The organism is Bacillus sp. PAMC28571 (assembly GCF_014250435.1).
GTDB classification, from domain to species: domain Bacteria; phylum Bacillota; class Bacilli; order Bacillales; family Bacillaceae; genus Bacillus; species Bacillus safensis.
The window spans coordinates 667,934-685,828 of the sequence record NZ_CP060191.1 but is presented as its reverse complement, the minus strand read 5'-3'; the positions used below and the strand labels follow the sequence as shown (position 1 = coordinate 685,828).

Annotated in this window: 14 protein-coding genes; 4 read left to right on the top strand and 10 right to left on the bottom strand. The window is 41.0% G+C overall.

All coding sequences use genetic code 11. The features are described 5' to 3' along the window. Positions 1-35: 35 nt before the first annotated feature. Both H7F25_RS03095 and H7F25_RS03090 read right to left on the bottom strand, forming a co-directional pair. Positions 36-1,436, bottom strand: coding sequence for a branched-chain amino acid transporter BcaP (locus H7F25_RS03095; RefSeq protein WP_044333781.1), 1,401 nt, complete (start codon positions 1,434-1,436; stop codon positions 36-38). A gap of 453 nt (positions 1,437-1,889) precedes the next feature. Further along, positions 1,890-2,720 carry a C40 family peptidase gene (locus H7F25_RS03090; protein ID WP_024426592.1) on the bottom strand — a complete coding sequence of 277 codons (831 nt, stop codon included), beginning with the start codon at positions 2,718-2,720 and terminating at the stop codon, positions 1,890-1,892. Positions 2,721-3,073: 353 nt separating this feature from the next. Here H7F25_RS03090 and H7F25_RS03085 point away from each other — a divergent pair, with 353 nt between their 5' ends. Further along, entirely contained in the window at positions 3,074-4,438 is a 1,365-nt protein-coding gene (locus H7F25_RS03085) for an alkaline phosphatase (protein ID WP_024425291.1), read from the top strand. 47 nt (positions 4,439-4,485) lie between these two features. Here the strand turns inward: H7F25_RS03085 and H7F25_RS03080 are convergent, their stop codons facing one another. Continuing rightward, on the bottom strand, positions 4,486-5,907 hold the full coding sequence (locus tag H7F25_RS03080) for a SpoVR family protein (RefSeq protein WP_370880851.1): 1,422 nt from the start codon (positions 5,905-5,907) through the stop codon (positions 4,486-4,488). Positions 5,908-5,974: 67 nt separating this feature from the next. Beyond that, positions 5,975-7,174 (bottom strand): globin domain-containing protein, encoded by a 1,200-nt coding sequence (locus H7F25_RS03075; RefSeq protein WP_024425293.1) that lies wholly within the window; start codon positions 7,172-7,174, stop codon positions 5,975-5,977. A 183-nt stretch (positions 7,175-7,357) separates the two neighbouring features. On the opposite strand from H7F25_RS03075, the gene H7F25_RS03070 reads away from it, so the two are divergent. Then, positions 7,358-7,789: an Rrf2 family transcriptional regulator gene (locus tag H7F25_RS03070; protein ID WP_024425294.1), complete on the top strand. Its 432-nt coding sequence runs from the start codon at positions 7,358-7,360 to the stop codon at positions 7,787-7,789. A gap of 159 nt (positions 7,790-7,948) precedes the next feature. Beyond that, positions 7,949-9,424 carry a catalase gene (locus H7F25_RS03065; RefSeq protein WP_024425295.1) on the top strand — a complete coding sequence of 492 codons (1,476 nt, stop codon included), beginning with the start codon at positions 7,949-7,951 and terminating at the stop codon, positions 9,422-9,424. Between the two features lie 111 nt (positions 9,425-9,535). Here H7F25_RS03065 and H7F25_RS03060 read toward each other — a convergent pair whose 3' ends face one another. After that, positions 9,536-9,856, bottom strand: a complete 321-nt coding sequence (locus tag H7F25_RS03060; RefSeq protein ID WP_135032439.1) for a YqzG/YhdC family protein — start codon at positions 9,854-9,856, stop codon at positions 9,536-9,538. 191 nt (positions 9,857-10,047) lie between these two features. Here H7F25_RS03060 and H7F25_RS03055 point away from each other — a divergent pair, with 191 nt between their 5' ends. After that, positions 10,048-10,296 (top strand): YhdB family protein, encoded by a 249-nt coding sequence (locus tag H7F25_RS03055; RefSeq protein ID WP_024425297.1) that lies wholly within the window; start codon positions 10,048-10,050, stop codon positions 10,294-10,296. 412 nt (positions 10,297-10,708) lie between these two features. Here H7F25_RS03055 and H7F25_RS03050 read toward each other — a convergent pair whose 3' ends face one another. The 5 genes from H7F25_RS03050 to glpK form a co-directional block, all read right to left on the bottom strand. Continuing rightward, the gene (locus tag H7F25_RS03050) at positions 10,709-11,359 is read right to left on the bottom strand and encodes a response regulator (RefSeq protein WP_024425298.1); all 651 of its coding nucleotides are present in this window, start codon (positions 11,357-11,359) and stop codon (positions 10,709-10,711) included. Beyond that, positions 11,356-12,501 carry a GAF domain-containing sensor histidine kinase gene (locus tag H7F25_RS03045; protein ID WP_171464104.1) on the bottom strand — a complete coding sequence of 382 codons (1,146 nt, stop codon included), beginning with the start codon at positions 12,499-12,501 and terminating at the stop codon, positions 11,356-11,358. The genes H7F25_RS03050 and H7F25_RS03045 overlap by 4 nt, the downstream gene beginning before the upstream one ends. A 155-nt stretch (positions 12,502-12,656) precedes the next feature. After that, positions 12,657-14,402 carry a phospho-sugar mutase gene (locus H7F25_RS03040; RefSeq protein WP_073204481.1) on the bottom strand — a complete coding sequence of 582 codons (1,746 nt, stop codon included), beginning with the start codon at positions 14,400-14,402 and terminating at the stop codon, positions 12,657-12,659. 194 nt (positions 14,403-14,596) lie between these two features. After that, positions 14,597-16,258 carry a glycerol-3-phosphate dehydrogenase gene (gene glpD, locus H7F25_RS03035; RefSeq protein ID WP_024426602.1) on the bottom strand — a complete coding sequence of 554 codons (1,662 nt, stop codon included), beginning with the start codon at positions 16,256-16,258 and terminating at the stop codon, positions 14,597-14,599. Positions 16,259-16,397: 139 nt separating this feature from the next. Further along, complete coding sequence (gene glpK, locus H7F25_RS03030) at positions 16,398-17,894, bottom strand: glycerol kinase GlpK (protein ID WP_073204478.1); 1,497 nt, start codon at positions 17,892-17,894, stop codon at positions 16,398-16,400. Position 17,895: the final 1 nt, after the last annotated feature.

Sequence of the window (17,895 nt, the reverse complement as noted above, 5' to 3'; positions counted from 1 at the left end):
CTTGACTAATGCCAAGCAGCACGGGCTTTTTTCATTTACTTTTTATTCAATTCTGAATGCTTTCTTGAATATAAGAAATACACCACCAGCCCAATAGCAAGCCAGATTAAGAAACGAACAAAGGTGATTGCACCAAGCTTATAAATGAGCAATCCGCAAGATAGAATAGCTAAGATCGGAATAAGCGGAACTGCTGGGCATCTGAAAGCTCGTGGTAAGTCCGGCTGCGTTTTTCTCATCACAATGACCGCCACTGAAATCAAAATGAATGCTGAAAGTGTCCCGATGTTCACTAGGCTTGCCAGCTCATCAAGTGGAATAAATCCACCCATTAATGCTGACAATGTACCGAAGAACAGTGTATTGATGTAAGGAGTTTTATGCTTTGGGTGAACTTTTGATAATACCTTTGGCACCAAGCCATCACGAGACATGGCAAACATCACGCGTGTCTGGCCGTACAGCATGACAAGCATTACGGTTGTCATCCCTAGAATCGCTCCGACATCCACAATACCAGCCACCCAGTTTTGTCCGGCTACTTGTAAAACGAGAGACACTGGATGTGATACTCCTTCAAAATTCATGAAAGGAACAATGCCCGTCATAATCGCACTAACAATGACATAAAGCAGTGTACAAATCAATAAGGAAGTAATAATCCCTCTAGGCAGGTTGCGTGATGGATTTTTTGTCTCCTCTGCCGCAGAAGCAACTGCATCAAACCCGATAAATGCAAAGAATACTAGGGCTGCTGCACTTAAGACCCCTGATGTCCCAAATGGTACGAATGGTGTCCAGTTTTCAGGTTTTACATATTTCACAGCGACTAAAATAAAGAGCAGAATCACAGCAATTTTCATAATAACCATGATGTTATTTACTCGTTTTGATTCTTTAATACCAAAGTACAGCAGGAAGGTGATGACCATTAAAATAATAAATGCTGGAAGATTAAAATATGTCACTTGCCCCTTTAAACCACCTGGTGCTGCTGTTAACTCAACTGGTATATGAATCCCTATCCCATTTAAAAATGACACAAAATAGCCTGACCAGCCCGCTGAAACGGCACTAGCGGCCAACATATATTCTAATATTAAATCCCAGCCAATGATAAACGCTAGAAATTCCCCCATTGATGCGTACGTAAATGTATACACAGACCCCGATACAGGCACTGTGGAAGCAAATTCCGCATATGACAGTGCTGCAAACAAACAAGCAAGACCTGCGATGACAAATGATAGAACAAGTCCTGGCCCCGCAGTGACGGCTCCTGTACCTGTTAGAACAAATATCCCTGTCCCGATAATGGCTCCAATGCCCAGCATGGTTAAATCAAATGAACCCAATTCCTTTTTTAATGCTTTTTCCCCTTGTGTTGCCGCAATGAGCTCTGAAATGCTCTTTTTTCTAAACAATGAATTGCTCATACCATCACTCCCAAAACTTAGTATCAGTCTAAAGACGCCACATTCATATAATTCACAATATTTTCTGAATATTTAGATTAAATTTAGCACAATAAATTGGTGGCGTAAAATTATTATATATGAAAATTAAAAAATGAAAACACTTTTTTTAAAAATAGAGTGAAAATTCTTATACATCAACGAAAATATTGTCAATAAAACGGTTAGATTTTCTTCAATCCTTATTCAATTGATAGTTTGGCTCCCTCTATTTATTATACAACATGGAAGATTATATTTTTTTCATATACTTATTATTCAACAAAAATAAGACCCTTTTTTTAAAAGCGGGTCCACAATTATGTTATTTTAAAGCCTTTAGACTGATAGTGATCTATGAGAAAAAGACCAGTTTCTGCGGCATAAATGATATATGAAAAAAGAGACTGCTTCATAGCAGTCTCTTAAAATGAATTAGTTTACAAATGTTTTCGCTCCAAGATAAATAGGCTTCCAATAGCTTGATGTCATATCACTGATCGTTACACCGTCAGAAGCAGCATGGATAAACTTATTGTTTCCAAGGTAGACACCCATGTGAGATGGACCTGATTTATACGTTGTAAAGAAGACAAAATCTCCAGCCTTTGGTTTGGATACACTTTTCATCGATCCCCAGAAACCTTCAGTTGTTTGTCTTGAAATCTTTTTTTGTTTGTTAATGATATACCACATAAATCCGCTGCAATCAAAGCCCTTCGGTGTCGTTCCACCCCATCTATATGGAGTACCGTTTTGCGCTTTAGCATCTGCTATGAGCTTAGACGTGTTTAAGGAAGAAGTAGAAACTGTTTTTTCTTTCACAGGTTTCGTCTTTACTTTAGACGTCTTTTTCACCTTTAGCTTTTGCCCGATTTTAATGAGGTCTGTTTTAAGTTTATTTAACGATTTCAACTCTTTCACAGTCATCCCATATTTTTTGCCAATCTTAGATAATGTATCACCTTTGACAACTTTATGAGTGGCAGTTGCTGAAGCCGTTTTTACTTTTGTTGTTGTTTTTGATGTCTTCACTGCTTTTTTCGAAGAAGTGCCATTCACTTTTAAGGTTTGTCCAACATAAATCACGTTAGATTTCAGCTTATTGTCTGATTTAATTTTGCTCACGCTTGTTTTGTATCTTTTCGCTAGAACAGAAAGAGAGTCACCTTTTTGAACTTTTACTGATTGTGCTGAGGCAGCTCCGGCAAATAATGTCGTCCCAAGTAGAACTGCACTTGCAGCTGTGATCAATTGTTTTTTCATTTGTTCCTCCTGTATGTATCTATCTGATCCGAATTTTTATCTACTCCCTATTATAAGGATCAAATACCAGAAGAAATAGTCTTGACTTCCTACGACATTATGCTTATTAATTCGGCAAAATTTATTTTTTTTTAGGGTTCTTTTTATTTCATTTTTATTACACAATCATGACAAAATAATCGCATCTTGTCATGGATAAATGATACATTCATTTCTCTTTTTGGTTCATTCTATGTAAAGTGGACCTTTACAATTTTAAAGTGAACTTTACGGTGCTGTAAAAAGGAATCCACACTTCTGCTCTACCATTGTAAACGTAAGAGCGATACATAAACAATGAGGAGGCAAAATGAATGAGTGTGTTGAAAAGCTCGAAAACGAAAATCGCTGCAGTGGCAGCAGCATCTGTGCTATCGATTGGCATTTTTTCAGGGATTGAATTTGGACAAGCTGACAAAGCTGAGGCTAAAAAGAAGCCGAAAAATGACGTGCAAAATGTGATCGTGCTGATTGGAGATGGCATGGGAACACCCTATCTTTCAACTTACCGCTCATTTAAACACAACGGTGACCTTTCAAAGCAAACAGCGTTTGACCCTTACCTCACTGGCATGCACAAAACATACCCTGACGACTCTAAAAATAACATTACCGATTCAGCAGCAGCTGGTACAGCCATGGCAACTGGTAAAAAGACATACAACAATGCCATTGGTGTAAACAAAAACGGCAAAAAACTAAAAACCGTTTTAGAAGAAGCCAAACGAAAAGGAAAATCGACGGGTCTTGTCGTGACATCTGAATTAACAAATGCTACGCCTGCTGCGTATGCCGCTCACGATGTGTCTAGGAAAAACACTGCAGCCATCGCTGATGATTTCTTCGATGAGAAAATCGGAAAACAGCATACAGTCGATGTCATGCTTGGCGGAGGACTTGTCGACTTTGTCCGAAAGGATCGTGATCTGACGAAGGAATTCAGACAAGCCGGTTATGATTATGTCACCAATAAAGCCGCCTTACAAAAAAACAAAAATGAAAAAGTGTTAGGCATTTTTGCCGATGGAGGTCTCGATAAAGCCATTGATCGTGATCAAACGACCCCTTCCCTGCAAGACATGACATCCTCAGCCATCAAACAGCTGTCTAAAAACAAAAAAGGATTTTTCCTTATGGTCGAAGGCAGTCAAATTGACTGGGCTGGACATGATCATGATATTGTCAGTGCGATGAGTGAAATGAAGGATTTTGAAAAAGCATTTGAAGAAGCGATTCGTTTTGCGAAAAAGGATAAAAACACGTTAGTCATCACGACCGCGGATCATTCAACTGGCGGACTTTCCTTCGGAGCAGACGGTTCAGGGAGCTGGGATTACAAACCGGTAAAAGCAGCGAAAAAAACGCCTGACTTTATCGCAAACAAAATTGTCAGCGGCATGCCTGTCGAGTCAGCCCTGAAACAATATATCAATCTTGATTTCACAAAAGAAGAAATAGCATCTATTCAAAAGGCCGCTGAAACAAAGGATACTGTTAAAATTGATGATGCGATTGAAGAAGTGATCAATACAAGATCACATACAGGCTGGACAACATCTGGTCATACCGGTGATGAAGTTCCATTCTTTGCGTATGGTCCAACAAGCCAGCAGCTAAAAGGTCTAATGGAAAATACCGATCAAGCAAAACACATTTTCAAACTGCTGAAAAACCAATAAAATGGACAAAAAAGATGTCTGCTAAGAGACATCTTTTTTGGTCTTTTTCATGCAAGATATTTCCTATGAACCCCTTTTCCATCATAAGAAAACATCACTTCTTTTCCTTCAAGAACGGACTCGATATGCACACTTCTTCCCCACAGCTGATATAAATACGGAAGGACTTTTTCTAAGTATTTCAGATCAAGTTCAATGCCTTCATACCAATGCTTGATATAAAGTTCGTTATTTTTTAAATAGTCGCCATCGATCACGGTCAAATACGGAAAGCCGCCATTCACTCTCATACTGACTAACTGATCACGAACCGCCTTCCATTCTTTATCAATGACTTTATAGTCCCTCCCCTGCTTTTGAAACAAGTACAAATCTTCTCTCATCACAAGGTCTTTCGTTAAGTAGTTTCGAATAAAGGAAATATCTGACTCAATTTCTCTGACTTCAAACATTTTACTGCGGCCAGATCCTTCTGTGACCCCTGCTTTTTTTAATTCTTCACACGGGTTGTTATAGCGCTCTTCAATATCTTCAAAAATCTTCAGCCCTAAATAGTAAGGATTGATGCCTGTTTTAGATGGCTGCACCACACCTGCATTTAATTTCGCAAACTCTATCGATTCACTTGAATCCAAATCAAGCTCCCGCATAATCCGCTGGTGCCAATACGATGCCCAGCCTTCATTCATAATCTTTGTTTCCAGCTGCGGCCAAAAATAGAGCATTTCTTCTCTCAGCATGGTAAGGACATCCCGCTGCCACGGCTCCAGCTCGCGGGAATGCGCCTCAATAAAGAGTAAAAGATCCTTTTCCGGCTTTGGCGGAAACTGCTTAACAGTTTTCTTTTTCTCACGCGTTTTCGGCTCATCCATTCCCCACAAATCATCATATGGCGTTTGACGTTTTGGTTTATCATCTTCACTTTCTTCATCGTCCATATTCCAACTTAATTTTGATCGAACAAGAGATGGATCAATATGCTCTTGGATAGCCAATACGGCATCTAAAAAGGACTCGACTTCTTTTGTTCCATGGATATGCTCATATTCTTTGATCCGCTCTGCCGCTGCTGACATACTTTCGACCATATCTCGTTTTGTGTTTTGGAAACGGCAATTATTTTTGAAGAAATCACAGTGTGCCAATACATGAGCCACAATTAATTTATTTTGAACGAGCGTATTGTTATCAAGTAGAAAGGCGTAGCAAGGATTTGAATTGATGACCAGTTCATAAATTTTGCTTAACCCTAAATCATAATGAAGCTTCATTTTATGAAATTGCTTTCCAAAGCTCCAGTGGCTGAATCGTGTTGGCATTCCATATGCACCGAACGTATAAATAATTTCCGCGGGACAGATTTCATACCTCATCGGATAAAAATCTAGACCAAATCCTTCTGCAATCTCTGTAATTTCATCAATCGCTCTTTGTAAAAGACGTTTTTCAGATACGCTCAAGGAAACCATCCCTCCTCATCGGACTTATCCCTACTATATGAGCGTATGTAAAAAAACATGATGTTCCGCCAATCGTTTAGACGACTTCTATTTCTTTCGTGGATTGCCCGCCGAATGCTTCGAAATGAATATGGTGTGCTGGAATTCCCAGCTCTTTTAGATGATGAATGATCTCCTGTGTAAACACCGGGGAACCGCATAGATAAAATTGGCCTTTCCCTTCTCCGATTACCGATTGAAGAAATGGACGGTCAATGCGGGAAGCCGCTTTCTCAACAAGTTCACCCTTTCCAGACTGCGGAAATTGTTCGTTACATAGGATGATGCGTCCATAGGAAGCTGAAGCTAGAACGCGTTCAAACTCATTTTCAAAAGCGATGACATCCTCTAATCGATCTGCATGAATCATCGTGAATGTCTGGCTGTTTTGTGCGGCAGTTTTCACTAAACCAATCATTGGAGTGACACCAGACCCAGCACTGATGAAATAAACAGGCTCTTTTATGTCATCTTGCAAACAGAACATTCCCTGCGGCATACTCACTTGAAGAACGTCCCCTTCTTCCATTTCATCATGCAAAAATGTAGACACATGACCGTCACGCTTCACTGTAATACGATAATAAGATGGATGATGCTCGTCTGATAAGCTGTATTGTCTGCTGCACATATAGGCTTCTCCTGGCATATCTGCCTGAACCGTAATGTATTGGCCTGCTTTATACATTGGCAGCTCTGATTCATCTTCTGGTACTAAATAAAAAGAGATAAGCGAAGGAGATTCTTGCTTCTTTTTCTTAATTACAAACGGCTTCACATCTGCCCATCCGCCTGTCTGTTTCACATTTTTATCCATCATTTCTGCTTCTATGGTCATGAAAATATTCGCAATGATGTCATATGCAGCTTTCCAAGCTAATAAAGTGGCATCTTCTTCTCTTAAACCAAACACCTCTTTCATCGCTTCAATCAGGTGATATCCGACAATTGGGTATTGTTCTTTTTTGACCATGACACTGACATGCTTATGGGCAATTTGTTTGACCGCAGGAAGTAATTCCTCTAACCGATCAATGTGCAGTGCAGCTTGATATAGTGTCGCAGCAAGTGCCTCTGGCTGACTTCCGTTCATCAGATTTGTTTTATTAAATTGATTGAGCAGCTCCGGGTGCTGGCGAATCATATTTTGATAAAAAACAGTGACAAGTTTGGTTCCCTCGGCTTTTAGTAGAGGAGCTGATTGCTTTATTGCATTCATTTGATCTTTAGATAACATCGTCATTCCTTCTTTCAAAAGAAGTATTTTAAATACATCTTTATCGTAATAGATGACAGTCTCTAAAAGCAATATTTATAATACATGTTTTAAATGTTGTCACATTTTACACTTTCTCGAACAGTTTTTGTCTAAAATGTGTTACGATGATACAAAACTCTATTAGGTTTAGAGGTCGTCAAAATGAAACTTACGAATTACACAGATTTCTCATTAAGGGTACTCATTTATTTAGCTTCGAGAGAAAATAATGAACTGTCAAATATTCAGCAGATCGCCGATGTTTATGGCATTTCTAAAAATCATCTGACGAAGGTGATTTATCATCTTGGAAAACGCGGGTATGTGGAAACAATTCGCGGAAGAAATGGCGGGATCAGGCTTGGAAAAAGCCCAGAAAGCATCAATATTGGAGAGGTTGTCCGTTATACAGAGGATGATTTAGTCATGGTTGAATGCTTTGATCCAAAGAAAAACAGCTGCATCATCTCCCCAATTTGTTCATTAAAGCATGTACTTCATGAAGCACTCACTGCTTATTTAAGCGTTCTAGACCGATACACACTAAACGATTTAACACAAAACAAAGATGCTCTTAGAGAGCTCCTGCTTTAAGGCGAAAGAATTTATTCTTTCGTCTTTTTCTTTACCTTCTTGTAATAATAATTTATTTAAAATTATTATAAATAAATATTGACTATCATGTTTGATTCAATATAATTAGGGTATATAGATTGCTAGAAAACACTTTTTTGTTTACAGGAGGAGAAAAGAATGACAAATTCAAATCATAAAAATTTGACAACGAACCAAGGCGTGCCTGTTGGCGATAACCAAAACTCAAGAACAGCTGGTCACCGCGGACCTACCTTTCTTGATGATTACCATTTGATTGAAAAACTTGCACACTTTGACCGTGAACGTATTCCAGAGCGCGTCGTTCATGCAAGAGGCGCCGGCGCTTACGGTGTGTTTGAAGTAGAAAACAGCATGGAGAAACATACAAAAGCAGCCTTCTTAAGTGAAGAAGGAAAACAAACAGACGTTTTTGTTCGCTTCTCTACCGTTATTCATCCGAAAGGTTCACCTGAAACATTGCGTGACCCGCGCGGCTTTGCTGTCAAATTTTATACAGAAGAAGGCAACTATGATCTCGTTGGTAACAACTTGCCGATCTTCTTTATTCGTGATGCATTGAAATTCCCTGATATGGTTCACTCTCTCAAGCCAGATCCTGTAACCAATATTCAAGATCCTGACCGTTATTGGGATTTTATGACTTTAACGCCTGAATCCACTCATATGCTCACATGGCTTTTCTCTGACGAAGGAATCCCTGCAAGCTACGCTGAAATGCGCGGTTCTGGTGTGCATACATTTAGATGGGTGAACAAATACGGCGAAGCAAAATATGTGAAATATCACTGGAGACCTTCTGAAGGTATTCGCAACTTATCTATGGAAGAAGCAGCGGAAATTCAAGCAAACGATTTCCAGCATGCGACAAGAGATTTATATGACCGCATTGAAAAAGGCAACTTCCCAGCATGGGACTTATATGTTCAGCTTATGCCGCTCAGCGATTATGATGACCTTGATTATGATCCATGTGACCCAACAAAAACGTGGAGCGAGGAAGATTACCCGCTTCAAAAAGTAGGACGCATGACACTCAACCGCAATCCTGAGAACTTCTTTGCTGAAACAGAACAGTCTGCTTTCACGCCAAGTGCATTTGTTCCAGGAATTGAGGCATCTGAAGATAAACTGCTTCAAGGCCGTCTGTTCTCATATCCTGATACGCAGCGCCACCGTCTTGGTGCGAACTACATGCGCATTCCGGTTAACTGCCCTTATGCACCTGTACACAATAACCAGCAGGATGGCTTTATGACAACGACTCGTCCAAGCGGTCATATTAACTATGAACCAAACCGTTATGCCGATCAGCCAAAAGAAAACCCTCACTACAAAGAAAGTGAGCCAGTTCTTCACGGTGACCGTATGGTGAGACAAAAAATTGAAAAACCGAACGATTTCAAACAAGCTGGAGAAAAATATCGAAGCTACTCTGAAGAAGAGAAACAAGCATTGATTAAAAACCTAACAGCTGATCTGAAAGATGTGAATGACCAAACAAAATTACTTGCAATCTGCAACTTCTATCGTGCAGATGAAGATTACGGCCAGCGATTAGCAGATTCACTTGGTGTGGATATTCGCGCTTATCTTCAAGGTAGCATGAAGTAATTCCATTTCGAAAAAAAATTGTTGGACAAAGGGCTAAAATGATCTTTATTTTAGCCCTTTGTCTTTTATGACTGAACGCCTCAAGCACCCTTTACAAAAAAAGGGGCTTTTTTATAATCGAAACACGTTAATACTAATCAAATGACCGGTCACCGGATGAAAATAAATTTCTGCATGTGCGGCAAAGCGAGTTGATCCTTCCTTTACAGTGACGCGAAACACATCTTTTGTCTGCTCATCATTCACTTCTGTCCGGCCAATGTAATGATAATCATTTAAAGCGGCACCTTTATATTCATCTTTAAACGCTGTATACGCAAGTCTTTCCCAATTTTCAAACGGCTGCACCGCTGCTTTTGATGCAGGATGAATCATCAAACTGCCAAGCAAAACGATTCCTGCTGCAATAAGCATCCACAATTTCGGCTGCATGATATCATTGAACTCACTTTCATAAATGTTTTGTTTAGGTTTAGCTGGCCGGTCCTTTTTCATACATGAAGCAATTATTCAGCCTATAATTCCCGGTACACGATTGATGCGGACACCAACTTTTCCCCTGAAAAAGTCGATATGATCCGAGCAAACTAATGAGGACTTCTCAAGGGAAAGGAGAAGGTTTAATGAATGTGGCGGATTATGATAAAGCACTTTATTATACGCATCGCTCGCAATGGGATAATTTACTTATTCTTATGGTACGTACGCAAGATGATTTGCTCTCGAAACGTATTGAGCATTTCTTACATGCGTATCAATTTAACCGGAACGATGCAGATGTTGAAAAATGTTTATATGGGCTCCTGCAGTACATTGACCATGCTTCAGAGGCTGCTGCTGCTGAAGTTTATTCACAACCGATGTACACATAAAGAAAAAGGGCTAAAATGAATTTTTTAGCCCTTCCCTTTTCCATACAATTAGCAGTGCGCAGTGCTGGGAAACATAAAGTGGCTGACATGAAATAGACGGAAGCGTTAGAGATAATGTATGGATCCCAAGCTTATTAAAGCTCTAATTTGTCATCACTTACTAATTCATATGCCTCCACTTGATCCCCTCCGATTTTACATTCACCTTTGATTGACCAGCTCATCACCTCCTTTAAAATAAAAAAAGACTTGATGAGCATACTCTCATCAAGTCTTTTTTTTTGTTTTTCTATTAGAAATTAGGCTGTTCATGCTTCTCTTTTTACGCAAAAGGGCACGTCAAATAACCAACATCTGTGCTCTTTTTTATTCAATTCACTGAATTGAATGTGCGCTTAAAAGTTTTAGTCTGTCATAGCAGCTCTTTTGGCTGATTTTTTTGATAATCCACTGCATACAGAGCCGCTTGGGTTCGATCTGCCAGCTCTAATTTTGATAATACATGGGATACGTGCGTTTTGACAGTCTTTTCAGAAATAAACAGCGATGAGGCAATTTCTTTGTTGCTTTTGCCTTTTGCAATCTCAAATAAGACATCTCGCTCTCTATTGGTGAGCTCTTTCATCAATGCCCATTTCTGCTCTTTTGGCTCTGTCAGATGCTGCACAAGAAAGGTCGTGATATGACCATCTAACTGATAGGTGCCATTTTGCACTTCAATCATGGTCGAAAGCAGCTTTTCTGGTGCTACATCCTTTAATTGATAGGCCTTCGCCCCTGCCTGAATGGCGGGAATGACATAATCTTTATCCGCATAGCTTGTCAGGATCACAATGCGGGAGTCCGGCATTTCCAGCGTCATTTGTTTCGTTGCCTCAATGCCATTCATGACAGGCATAGACAAATCCATTAAGACAATGTCAGGCCGGGTTTCTCTGACAACCTCTAATGCCTCTTGCCCATTGGACGCCTCACCAACGATGTCCACATCAGACTGTGTCTGCAAGAAAAACACAAGCCCTTTTCTCACAATATGATGATCATCTGCAATGACAACTCTCATGACGATCCCTTCCTTTCTTGTGAAAATGGCACTTTTACATGAATCGTGGTTCCTTTACCTAATTCTGAATAGATACAAAATGTACCACCTGCTCTTTGGATGCGGTCAGACATCCCTTTCAGCCCAAGTGAAGGAAGGCTCATCTGCTCGTCATATTGAAAACCTTTTCCGTGGTCAATGATTTTCATCTCCAACGTGTCTTTTGATTGCTCAAGCTTGACCTCGACTTCTTCTACTTCCGCATGTTTTTGACAGTTATTCAGCGCTTCTTGACATACCCGAAACAAAGTTTCATTGTGAGAATGATCCATTTCTATACAGCCTGATAAAGATAAAGTGCAGCGTAATCCTAAAAGCTGTGCATACTCTTCAATTGCTGTCGTAAACCCCTTTTCAAGGCCTCTTGGTCTCAGCTGCCAAATGAGTGACCGCATTTCAATCAGAGCGTCTTGTGACAAATGCTGAATAAAATCAATCATTTCCCCTAAATTCTGATCACTTGTCATTTGCCGTGCAGCCTTAGCCGTCAGACTCACAGAGAACAGCATTTGGTTGACAGAATCATGCAAGTCCTGTGCGAGCCGGTTTCTTTCTTCCAGAAGTGCGTGCTGCTGTTCATTTTGCACAAGCTTCATCCGCTGAATGGCGGTGCCAATTTGAAGTGCAATGCTTTCAAGCAAATTCAGCTCTTCTTGCGTAAACGTGACTTTTCCTTTTGCCGCCACATTTAATAAGCCGAACGTACGCTTACACGCTTTTAGCGGTACGGTCGCATGATGAGTAATTCCTTCTGTATCCCCAAGCTTTTCTTCTATTGCCGTTTCAATCCGTTTGCAATTAATAATATTGGTGGCTGATTGCAGTGAACCTTTTGTATATCGGTTGATGCAATAACAATCATTTTGACACATGAGCTGCTTTTGATGCTTTGCAAGTGCTTCAGGTAAGGAAACCTCTGCCATCAGTTCATATGACCCGTCTTTTTCTATAAAATAAATCCATGCTGAATGAAAGCCTGTGACATCCATCAGCATATGGAGCACTTCATGGAGCGTTTCTTTCATTTCCATGCCTTCATTAAGCTTTTCAGCAATTTCTTTTAACATTTTTAATGTTTCAACCTTCTCTTGGTATTCTCCCATACTGTTTACCCCCGGCATTTGCAGCCTTCATTTATTATTACGCTCATTATACCATGAGCCCCCTCGTCGCTCTTTCTCCAAAAGAATGATTTCTTCTCATCCTTTTGGCTGAGAAAAAGCCATCATGTATTCATACACGACGGCCTTGTCTTTCGTTATTTCGCTGTTTCTTCCACAATATCATAAACGACTTTCATCACTTCTTCTGACAAATGCTTTAGCTTTTCTTCACTATCTGTTAAAGACGTGCCTTTGACTGCAATATAAAATTTCACTTTAGGCTCAGTGCCAGAAGGTCTTAAGCAGAACCACGAACCATCCTCAAGGAAATATTTCAGCACATTTGATGCTGGCAGGTGAATGGTTTCCTCTTTCTTTTCAGCCACAAGTTGTCTTTGACTTGATTGATAATCCTCAATCACTGTGATGCGCTGCCCTGCGATGGCAGCTGGTGGATTTGTTCTAAAGGTATGAAGGATCGCTGAAATCTGCTCTGCTCCTTCTTTTCCTTTTAAGGTTAACGACTTTAATCCTTCCCGGTAAAATCCAAACTGCTTGAAAATATCGACAAGCGCGTCGTACAAGGACTTGCCCTGCTTTTTATAGAAGGCAGCGACTTCAACGGCTAATAGTGCCGCTTGCACCGCATCTTTATCTCGGGCAAAGTCACCGATCAAATATCCATAGCTCTCTTCATAACCGAATTGAAACGTGTATTCTCCGCTCTCTTCAAATTGCTTAATTTTTTCTCCAATAAATTTAAAGCCAGTGAGTGTGTCTATCGTGTCGGCACCAAAAGCTGATGCTACAGCGCGCCCAAGCTCACTTGTAACAATGGTTTTCATTACAACGGGACGAGGCGGCAGCTGACCCATCTTTTGTTTTTCAGACAATAAATAATGAAGCAGCAGAGCGCCTGTTTGGTTGCCTGTTAAGACGGTAAATTCTCCTTCATGATCTCTGACCGCAATGCCTAACCTGTCAGCATCTGGGTCTGTGGCAATGAGGATATCGGCATTTTGTTTTTCACCAAGCTTGATGGCGTACTCAAATGCTGCATGCTCCTCTGGATTCGGCGAGGTCACTGTTGAGAATTGTGGATCTGGTTTTTCCTGCTCAGGCACAACAGTGACATGCTGATATCCAAGAGCCTGCAGCCCGTTTCTGACAAGGTGATTGGCTGTCCCATGAAGCGGAGTAAACACGACTTTGACATCGACCTCATGTGCCAGCTCAGGGTGCACACTAATGGTTTTTAATTTTTCAATATAAGCATGGTCGATTTCTTCTCCGATTATTTTGATCAGCCCTTGCTGTTTCAACGTTTCTTCAGAATCAACTGAAATCGACAGTTCATTTTCAATTGCATCTACTTCTTGAATGACTTGATCTGCTTCAAATGGAGGCAGCTGCCCGCCATCTTCACCATACACTTTATAGCCATTATATTCTGGTGGATTATGACTTGCTGTCACGACGATTCCAGCAAATGCATGCAGCTCACGAACCGCAAAGGAGAGCTCTGGTGTCGGACGCAATTCATCAAATACGTACGTTTGAATGCCTTGTGAAGCAAGTGTTTTGGCTGCTTCCATCGCAAATTCAGGCGATTTATGGCGTGAATCATATGCAATGGCGACGCCTCTATTTTTTGCATCCTCTCCATGTTTCGCAATATACGCAGCAAGACCTGCTGATGCTTTACGAACAGTGTACACATTCATTCGGTTCGTGCCTGCACCAATCTCACCGCGCATTCCTCCAGTGCCGAACTCAAGGTTTTTGTAAAAACAGTCTTCAAGTGCCTGGTGGTCATCTTGATGCGTCTCCAGCCATTCCTTTAGTTCAGTATCCAGGTGCTTCTCATTGATCCATCGCTCATAATTCGTCTTCCAACTCATGGTCGTCCTCCCCAGCTCTTATCATCAATAAAATAACATCTACTGTTATTTTATATGGAATCATCCTTTATGTCATGCTATATCATTAGCAGTTAGAAAAAATGTTGCACAAATAAAAAAAGCCGATACATGATCGGCTTTCAGATTGTTGACAAAGGGCTAAAATGATCTTGCTTTAACCCTTTGTCTTCTTTTTATTCAGCATCAAGCGGTACGACTGCTTCATGGAATAGTTGATCTAATTCTGTTTGATGTTTCTGTTTTGCTGCTTCATCCCAGCCAAAACGCTCTGCCATGTAGTCAACAACAGGCTGTGCGTATTTTTTTGCCCAGTTGATATTAAATAATAGGCTTCCTGTTCTTCTTAAAAAGAAATCAACAGGTGTTACAGCTAGTTCTTCTTCGATCGCATAGACAAGCTCTGCCAGCACATATGCTGGAATGTTTCGTTTGTCTGCTTCCCCTTGAAGCTGCTCTACTCGTTTGTAGACACTGCTGACGTTTGAACCATATTTTTCAGCTAGTTTTTGTGCAATCGGTTCTGTTAAACCAACAGATGCGCCTTCTGCTGTTTTCGCTTGAACAAAGGCTGCCATGTTTTTAGATCCGCCTACATGGCCGCCTGAGATTGGCATATGTTTTGTTTTACATGGTCCGTAATCTTTGCCCGTTTCCTGTTTCAATCCATCACGTACTAGATCGACAATATGCTCAGCCATTTTACGGTAGCCTGTTAATTTACCACCAGCAATGGTGATTAAGCCTGAAGATGATGTCCACACTTCATCCTTACGAGAAATTTCTGAAGGGTCTTTGCCCTCTTCATGAATGAGCGGACGAAGACCGGCCCAGTTCGATTCTACATCTTTTTCTGTAATATTGAGGTCAGGGAACATGTACTGAATCGCTTGGATGACATAGTCACGATCGGCTTTTGTCATACGCGGGTGTTCCAGCTGTTTTTTGTACACTGTATCTGTTGTTCCAACGTACGTTTTGCCTTCTCTTGGAATGGCAAAGACCATACGTTTATCAGGCGTGTCAAAGTAAATCGCTTGTTTTAATGGGAAGACCGATTGGTCAAATACTAAGTGAATTCCTTTTGTATGCTGTAAGTGTTTTCCTTCTTTTGAGTGGTCCTTGTCTCTCAGCTGATCTACCCATGGACCTGTCGCGTTGACGATCTTCTTCGCATACACATCATATGTTTTCTGCGTCATGACATCTTCAATGACAACACCAACCACTTTGCCTTTATCATAAATAAATTCTTTTACTTTCGCATAGTTGACCGCTTCCGCTCCGAATTTCACAGCCTCTTTCATGACTTCAATTGTGAGGCGTGCATCATCTGTACGGTATTCAACATAGTAGCCGCCGCCTTTTAAGCCGTCCTTTTTGACAAGCGGTTCTTTTTCAAGTGTTTCTTTCGCACTTAGCATGCTTCTGCGTTCGCTATGCTTTACGCCAGCTAAAAAGTCATACACTCTAAGTCCAATAGAGGTTGAAAACTTACCAAATGTCCCGCCTTTATGCATCGGAAGAAGCATCCATTCTGGCGTTGTCACATGAGGACCATTTTCGTATACAATGGCACGCTCTTTACCGACCTCTGCGACCATTTTCACTTCAAATTGTTTTAAATAACGAAGTCCGCCGTGCACTAGTTTCGTTGAGCGGCTGGACGTACCTGCTGCGAAATCCTGCATTTCTGCAAGACCGACACGCATTCCGCGTGAAGCCGCGTCAAGTGCTGTACCAGCGCCTGTTATACCCCCACCAATGATAAACACATCATATGGTTTTTTTGTCATTTCCTGCAGCATTTGTTCTCTTTCTAAGCTAGAAAAAGTCATCTCTTGTTCCTCCCATGTTGTACGGTAAAGAAAAAGAGACCGCAAACACCCAAAGCGTATTTCTACACTTCGGTGCCTGCGGTCTCTCCAGTTCTCCAACCGTTCTATTAACTTACTTGAAGTATACCATACTTTTGGTTTATTTGAAAGCTTGAGCTGCTTTTACAGCCTTTTTCCACCCGCTGTATAACGAGTCACGGCTGTCCTCTTCCATTTTAGGGTCAAAGCGCTTGTCAAGGTTCCATTGTTTTGCAATGTCTGAACGGTCGTTCCAGAAGCCAACTGCTATTCCCGCAAGATAGGCCGCACCGAGTGCCGTCGTTTCATTAATTTCTGGACGCTCTACTGGTACATCCAGCAAATCACTTTGGAAGCCCATTAAGAAATCATTCTTTACAGCTCCGCCATCCACACGCAAAGTTTTTAATGAGATGTTTGAATCCTTTTCCATCGCATCTAAAACATCTTTCGTTTGATATGCAAGTGATTCTAACGTTGCACGGACAAAGTGCTCTTTAGAAGTACCGCGTGTTAATCCGAATACAGCGCCTCTGACATCACTGTCCCAGTATGGTGTGCCTAGACCAACGAATGCTGGAACGACATATACGCCATCTGTTGACTCAACGCGCTCCGCATAGGCTTCGCTGTCTTTTGAGTCTTTAAACATTCTCAGTCCATCGCGCAGCCACTGGATCGCTGAACCAGCTACGAAAATACTTCCTTCTAAAGCATATTCAACTTTACCGTCAATGCCCCATGCAATTGTTGTTAATAAACCATGATCCGACTTAATTGCTTTTTCCCCTGTATTCATCAACATGAAACATCCTGTGCCATACGTGTTCTTCGCCATTCCTTCTTCAAAGCAAGCCTGACCGAATAGTGCAGACTGCTGGTCTCCCGCCGCTCCTGCAATCGGGATATTTCTGCCGAAGAAGTGATAGTCTGTTGTTTCACCATAGATGTGTGAAGATGGTTTCACCTCTGGAAGCATAGAAGCAGGTACGCCAAGGATCTCAAGTAGTTCTTCATCCCATTTCAGATCGTAAATGTTGAACATTAACGTTCTTGACGCGTTGGAGTAATCTGTGACGTGTGATTGACCGCCTGTCATCTTCCAAATGAGCCATGTATCAATTGTGCCAAACAGCAAGTCGCCATTTTCTGCTTTCTCACGAGCACCTTCTACATTGTCTAAAATCCATTTTACTTTTGTCCCTGAGAAATAAGCATCAATGAGAAGACCTGTTTTATTTCTAAACGTTTCATTGTGTCCTTCCGCTTTTAACTCTTCACAAATGCCAGACGTTTGTCTAGACTGCCAAACAATTGCATTATAAACGGGTGCGCCTGTATGTTTATCCCAAACAACAGCTGTCTCACGCTGGTTCGTAATTCCGATACCGGCGATTTGATCTGCTTCAATGCCTGATTCAATTAAAGCAGTTGAAATGACGGATAGAACAGAGCTCCAAATTTCATTTGCATTATGTTCTACCCAGCCTGGGTTCGGAAAATATTGATTAAATTCCTTCTGAGCTGTATGTGCAATTTTGCCTTCTTGATCAAATAAGATCGCTCTTGAACTTGTTGTCCCTTGATCTAAAGCGAGAATATATTTTTCTTTTGCCATG

Excerpts from the sequence above, each read along its gene's own strand:
- H7F25_RS03080 (WP_370880851.1), bottom strand. The coding sequence starts at position 5,907 with ATGGTTTCCTTGAGCGTATCTGAAAAACGTCTTTTACAAAGAGCGATT.
- H7F25_RS03090 (WP_024426592.1), bottom strand. The coding sequence starts at position 2,720 with ATGAAAAAACAATTGATCACAGCTGCAAGTGCAGTTCTACTTGGGACG.
- H7F25_RS03055 (WP_024425297.1), top strand. The coding sequence starts at position 10,048 with ATGAATGTGGCGGATTATGATAAAGCACTTTATTATACGCATCGCTCG.
- H7F25_RS03050 (WP_024425298.1), bottom strand. The coding sequence starts at position 11,359 with ATGAGAGTTGTCATTGCAGATGATCATCATATTGTGAGAAAAGGGCTT.
- H7F25_RS03060 (WP_135032439.1), bottom strand. The coding sequence starts at position 9,856 with ATGCAGCCGAAATTGTGGATGCTTATTGCAGCAGGAATCGTTTTGCTT.
- H7F25_RS03065 (WP_024425295.1), top strand. The coding sequence starts at position 7,949 with ATGACAAATTCAAATCATAAAAATTTGACAACGAACCAAGGCGTGCCT.
- H7F25_RS03045 (WP_171464104.1), bottom strand. The coding sequence starts at position 12,501 with ATGGGAGAATACCAAGAGAAGGTTGAAACATTAAAAATGTTAAAAGAA.
- H7F25_RS03085 (WP_024425291.1), top strand. The coding sequence starts at position 3,074 with ATGAGTGTGTTGAAAAGCTCGAAAACGAAAATCGCTGCAGTGGCAGCA.
- H7F25_RS03040 (WP_073204481.1), bottom strand. The coding sequence starts at position 14,402 with ATGAGTTGGAAGACGAATTATGAGCGATGGATCAATGAGAAGCACCTG.
- H7F25_RS03075 (WP_024425293.1), bottom strand. The coding sequence starts at position 7,174 with ATGTTATCTAAAGATCAAATGAATGCAATAAAGCAATCAGCTCCTCTA.
- H7F25_RS03095 (WP_044333781.1), bottom strand. The coding sequence starts at position 1,436 with ATGAGCAATTCATTGTTTAGAAAAAAGAGCATTTCAGAGCTCATTGCG.
- H7F25_RS03070 (WP_024425294.1), top strand. The coding sequence starts at position 7,358 with ATGAAACTTACGAATTACACAGATTTCTCATTAAGGGTACTCATTTAT.
- glpD (WP_024426602.1), bottom strand. The coding sequence starts at position 16,258 with ATGACTTTTTCTAGCTTAGAAAGAGAACAAATGCTGCAGGAAATGACA.
- glpK (WP_073204478.1), bottom strand. The coding sequence starts at position 17,894 with ATGGCAAAAGAAAAATATATTCTCGCTTTAGATCAAGGGACAACAAGT.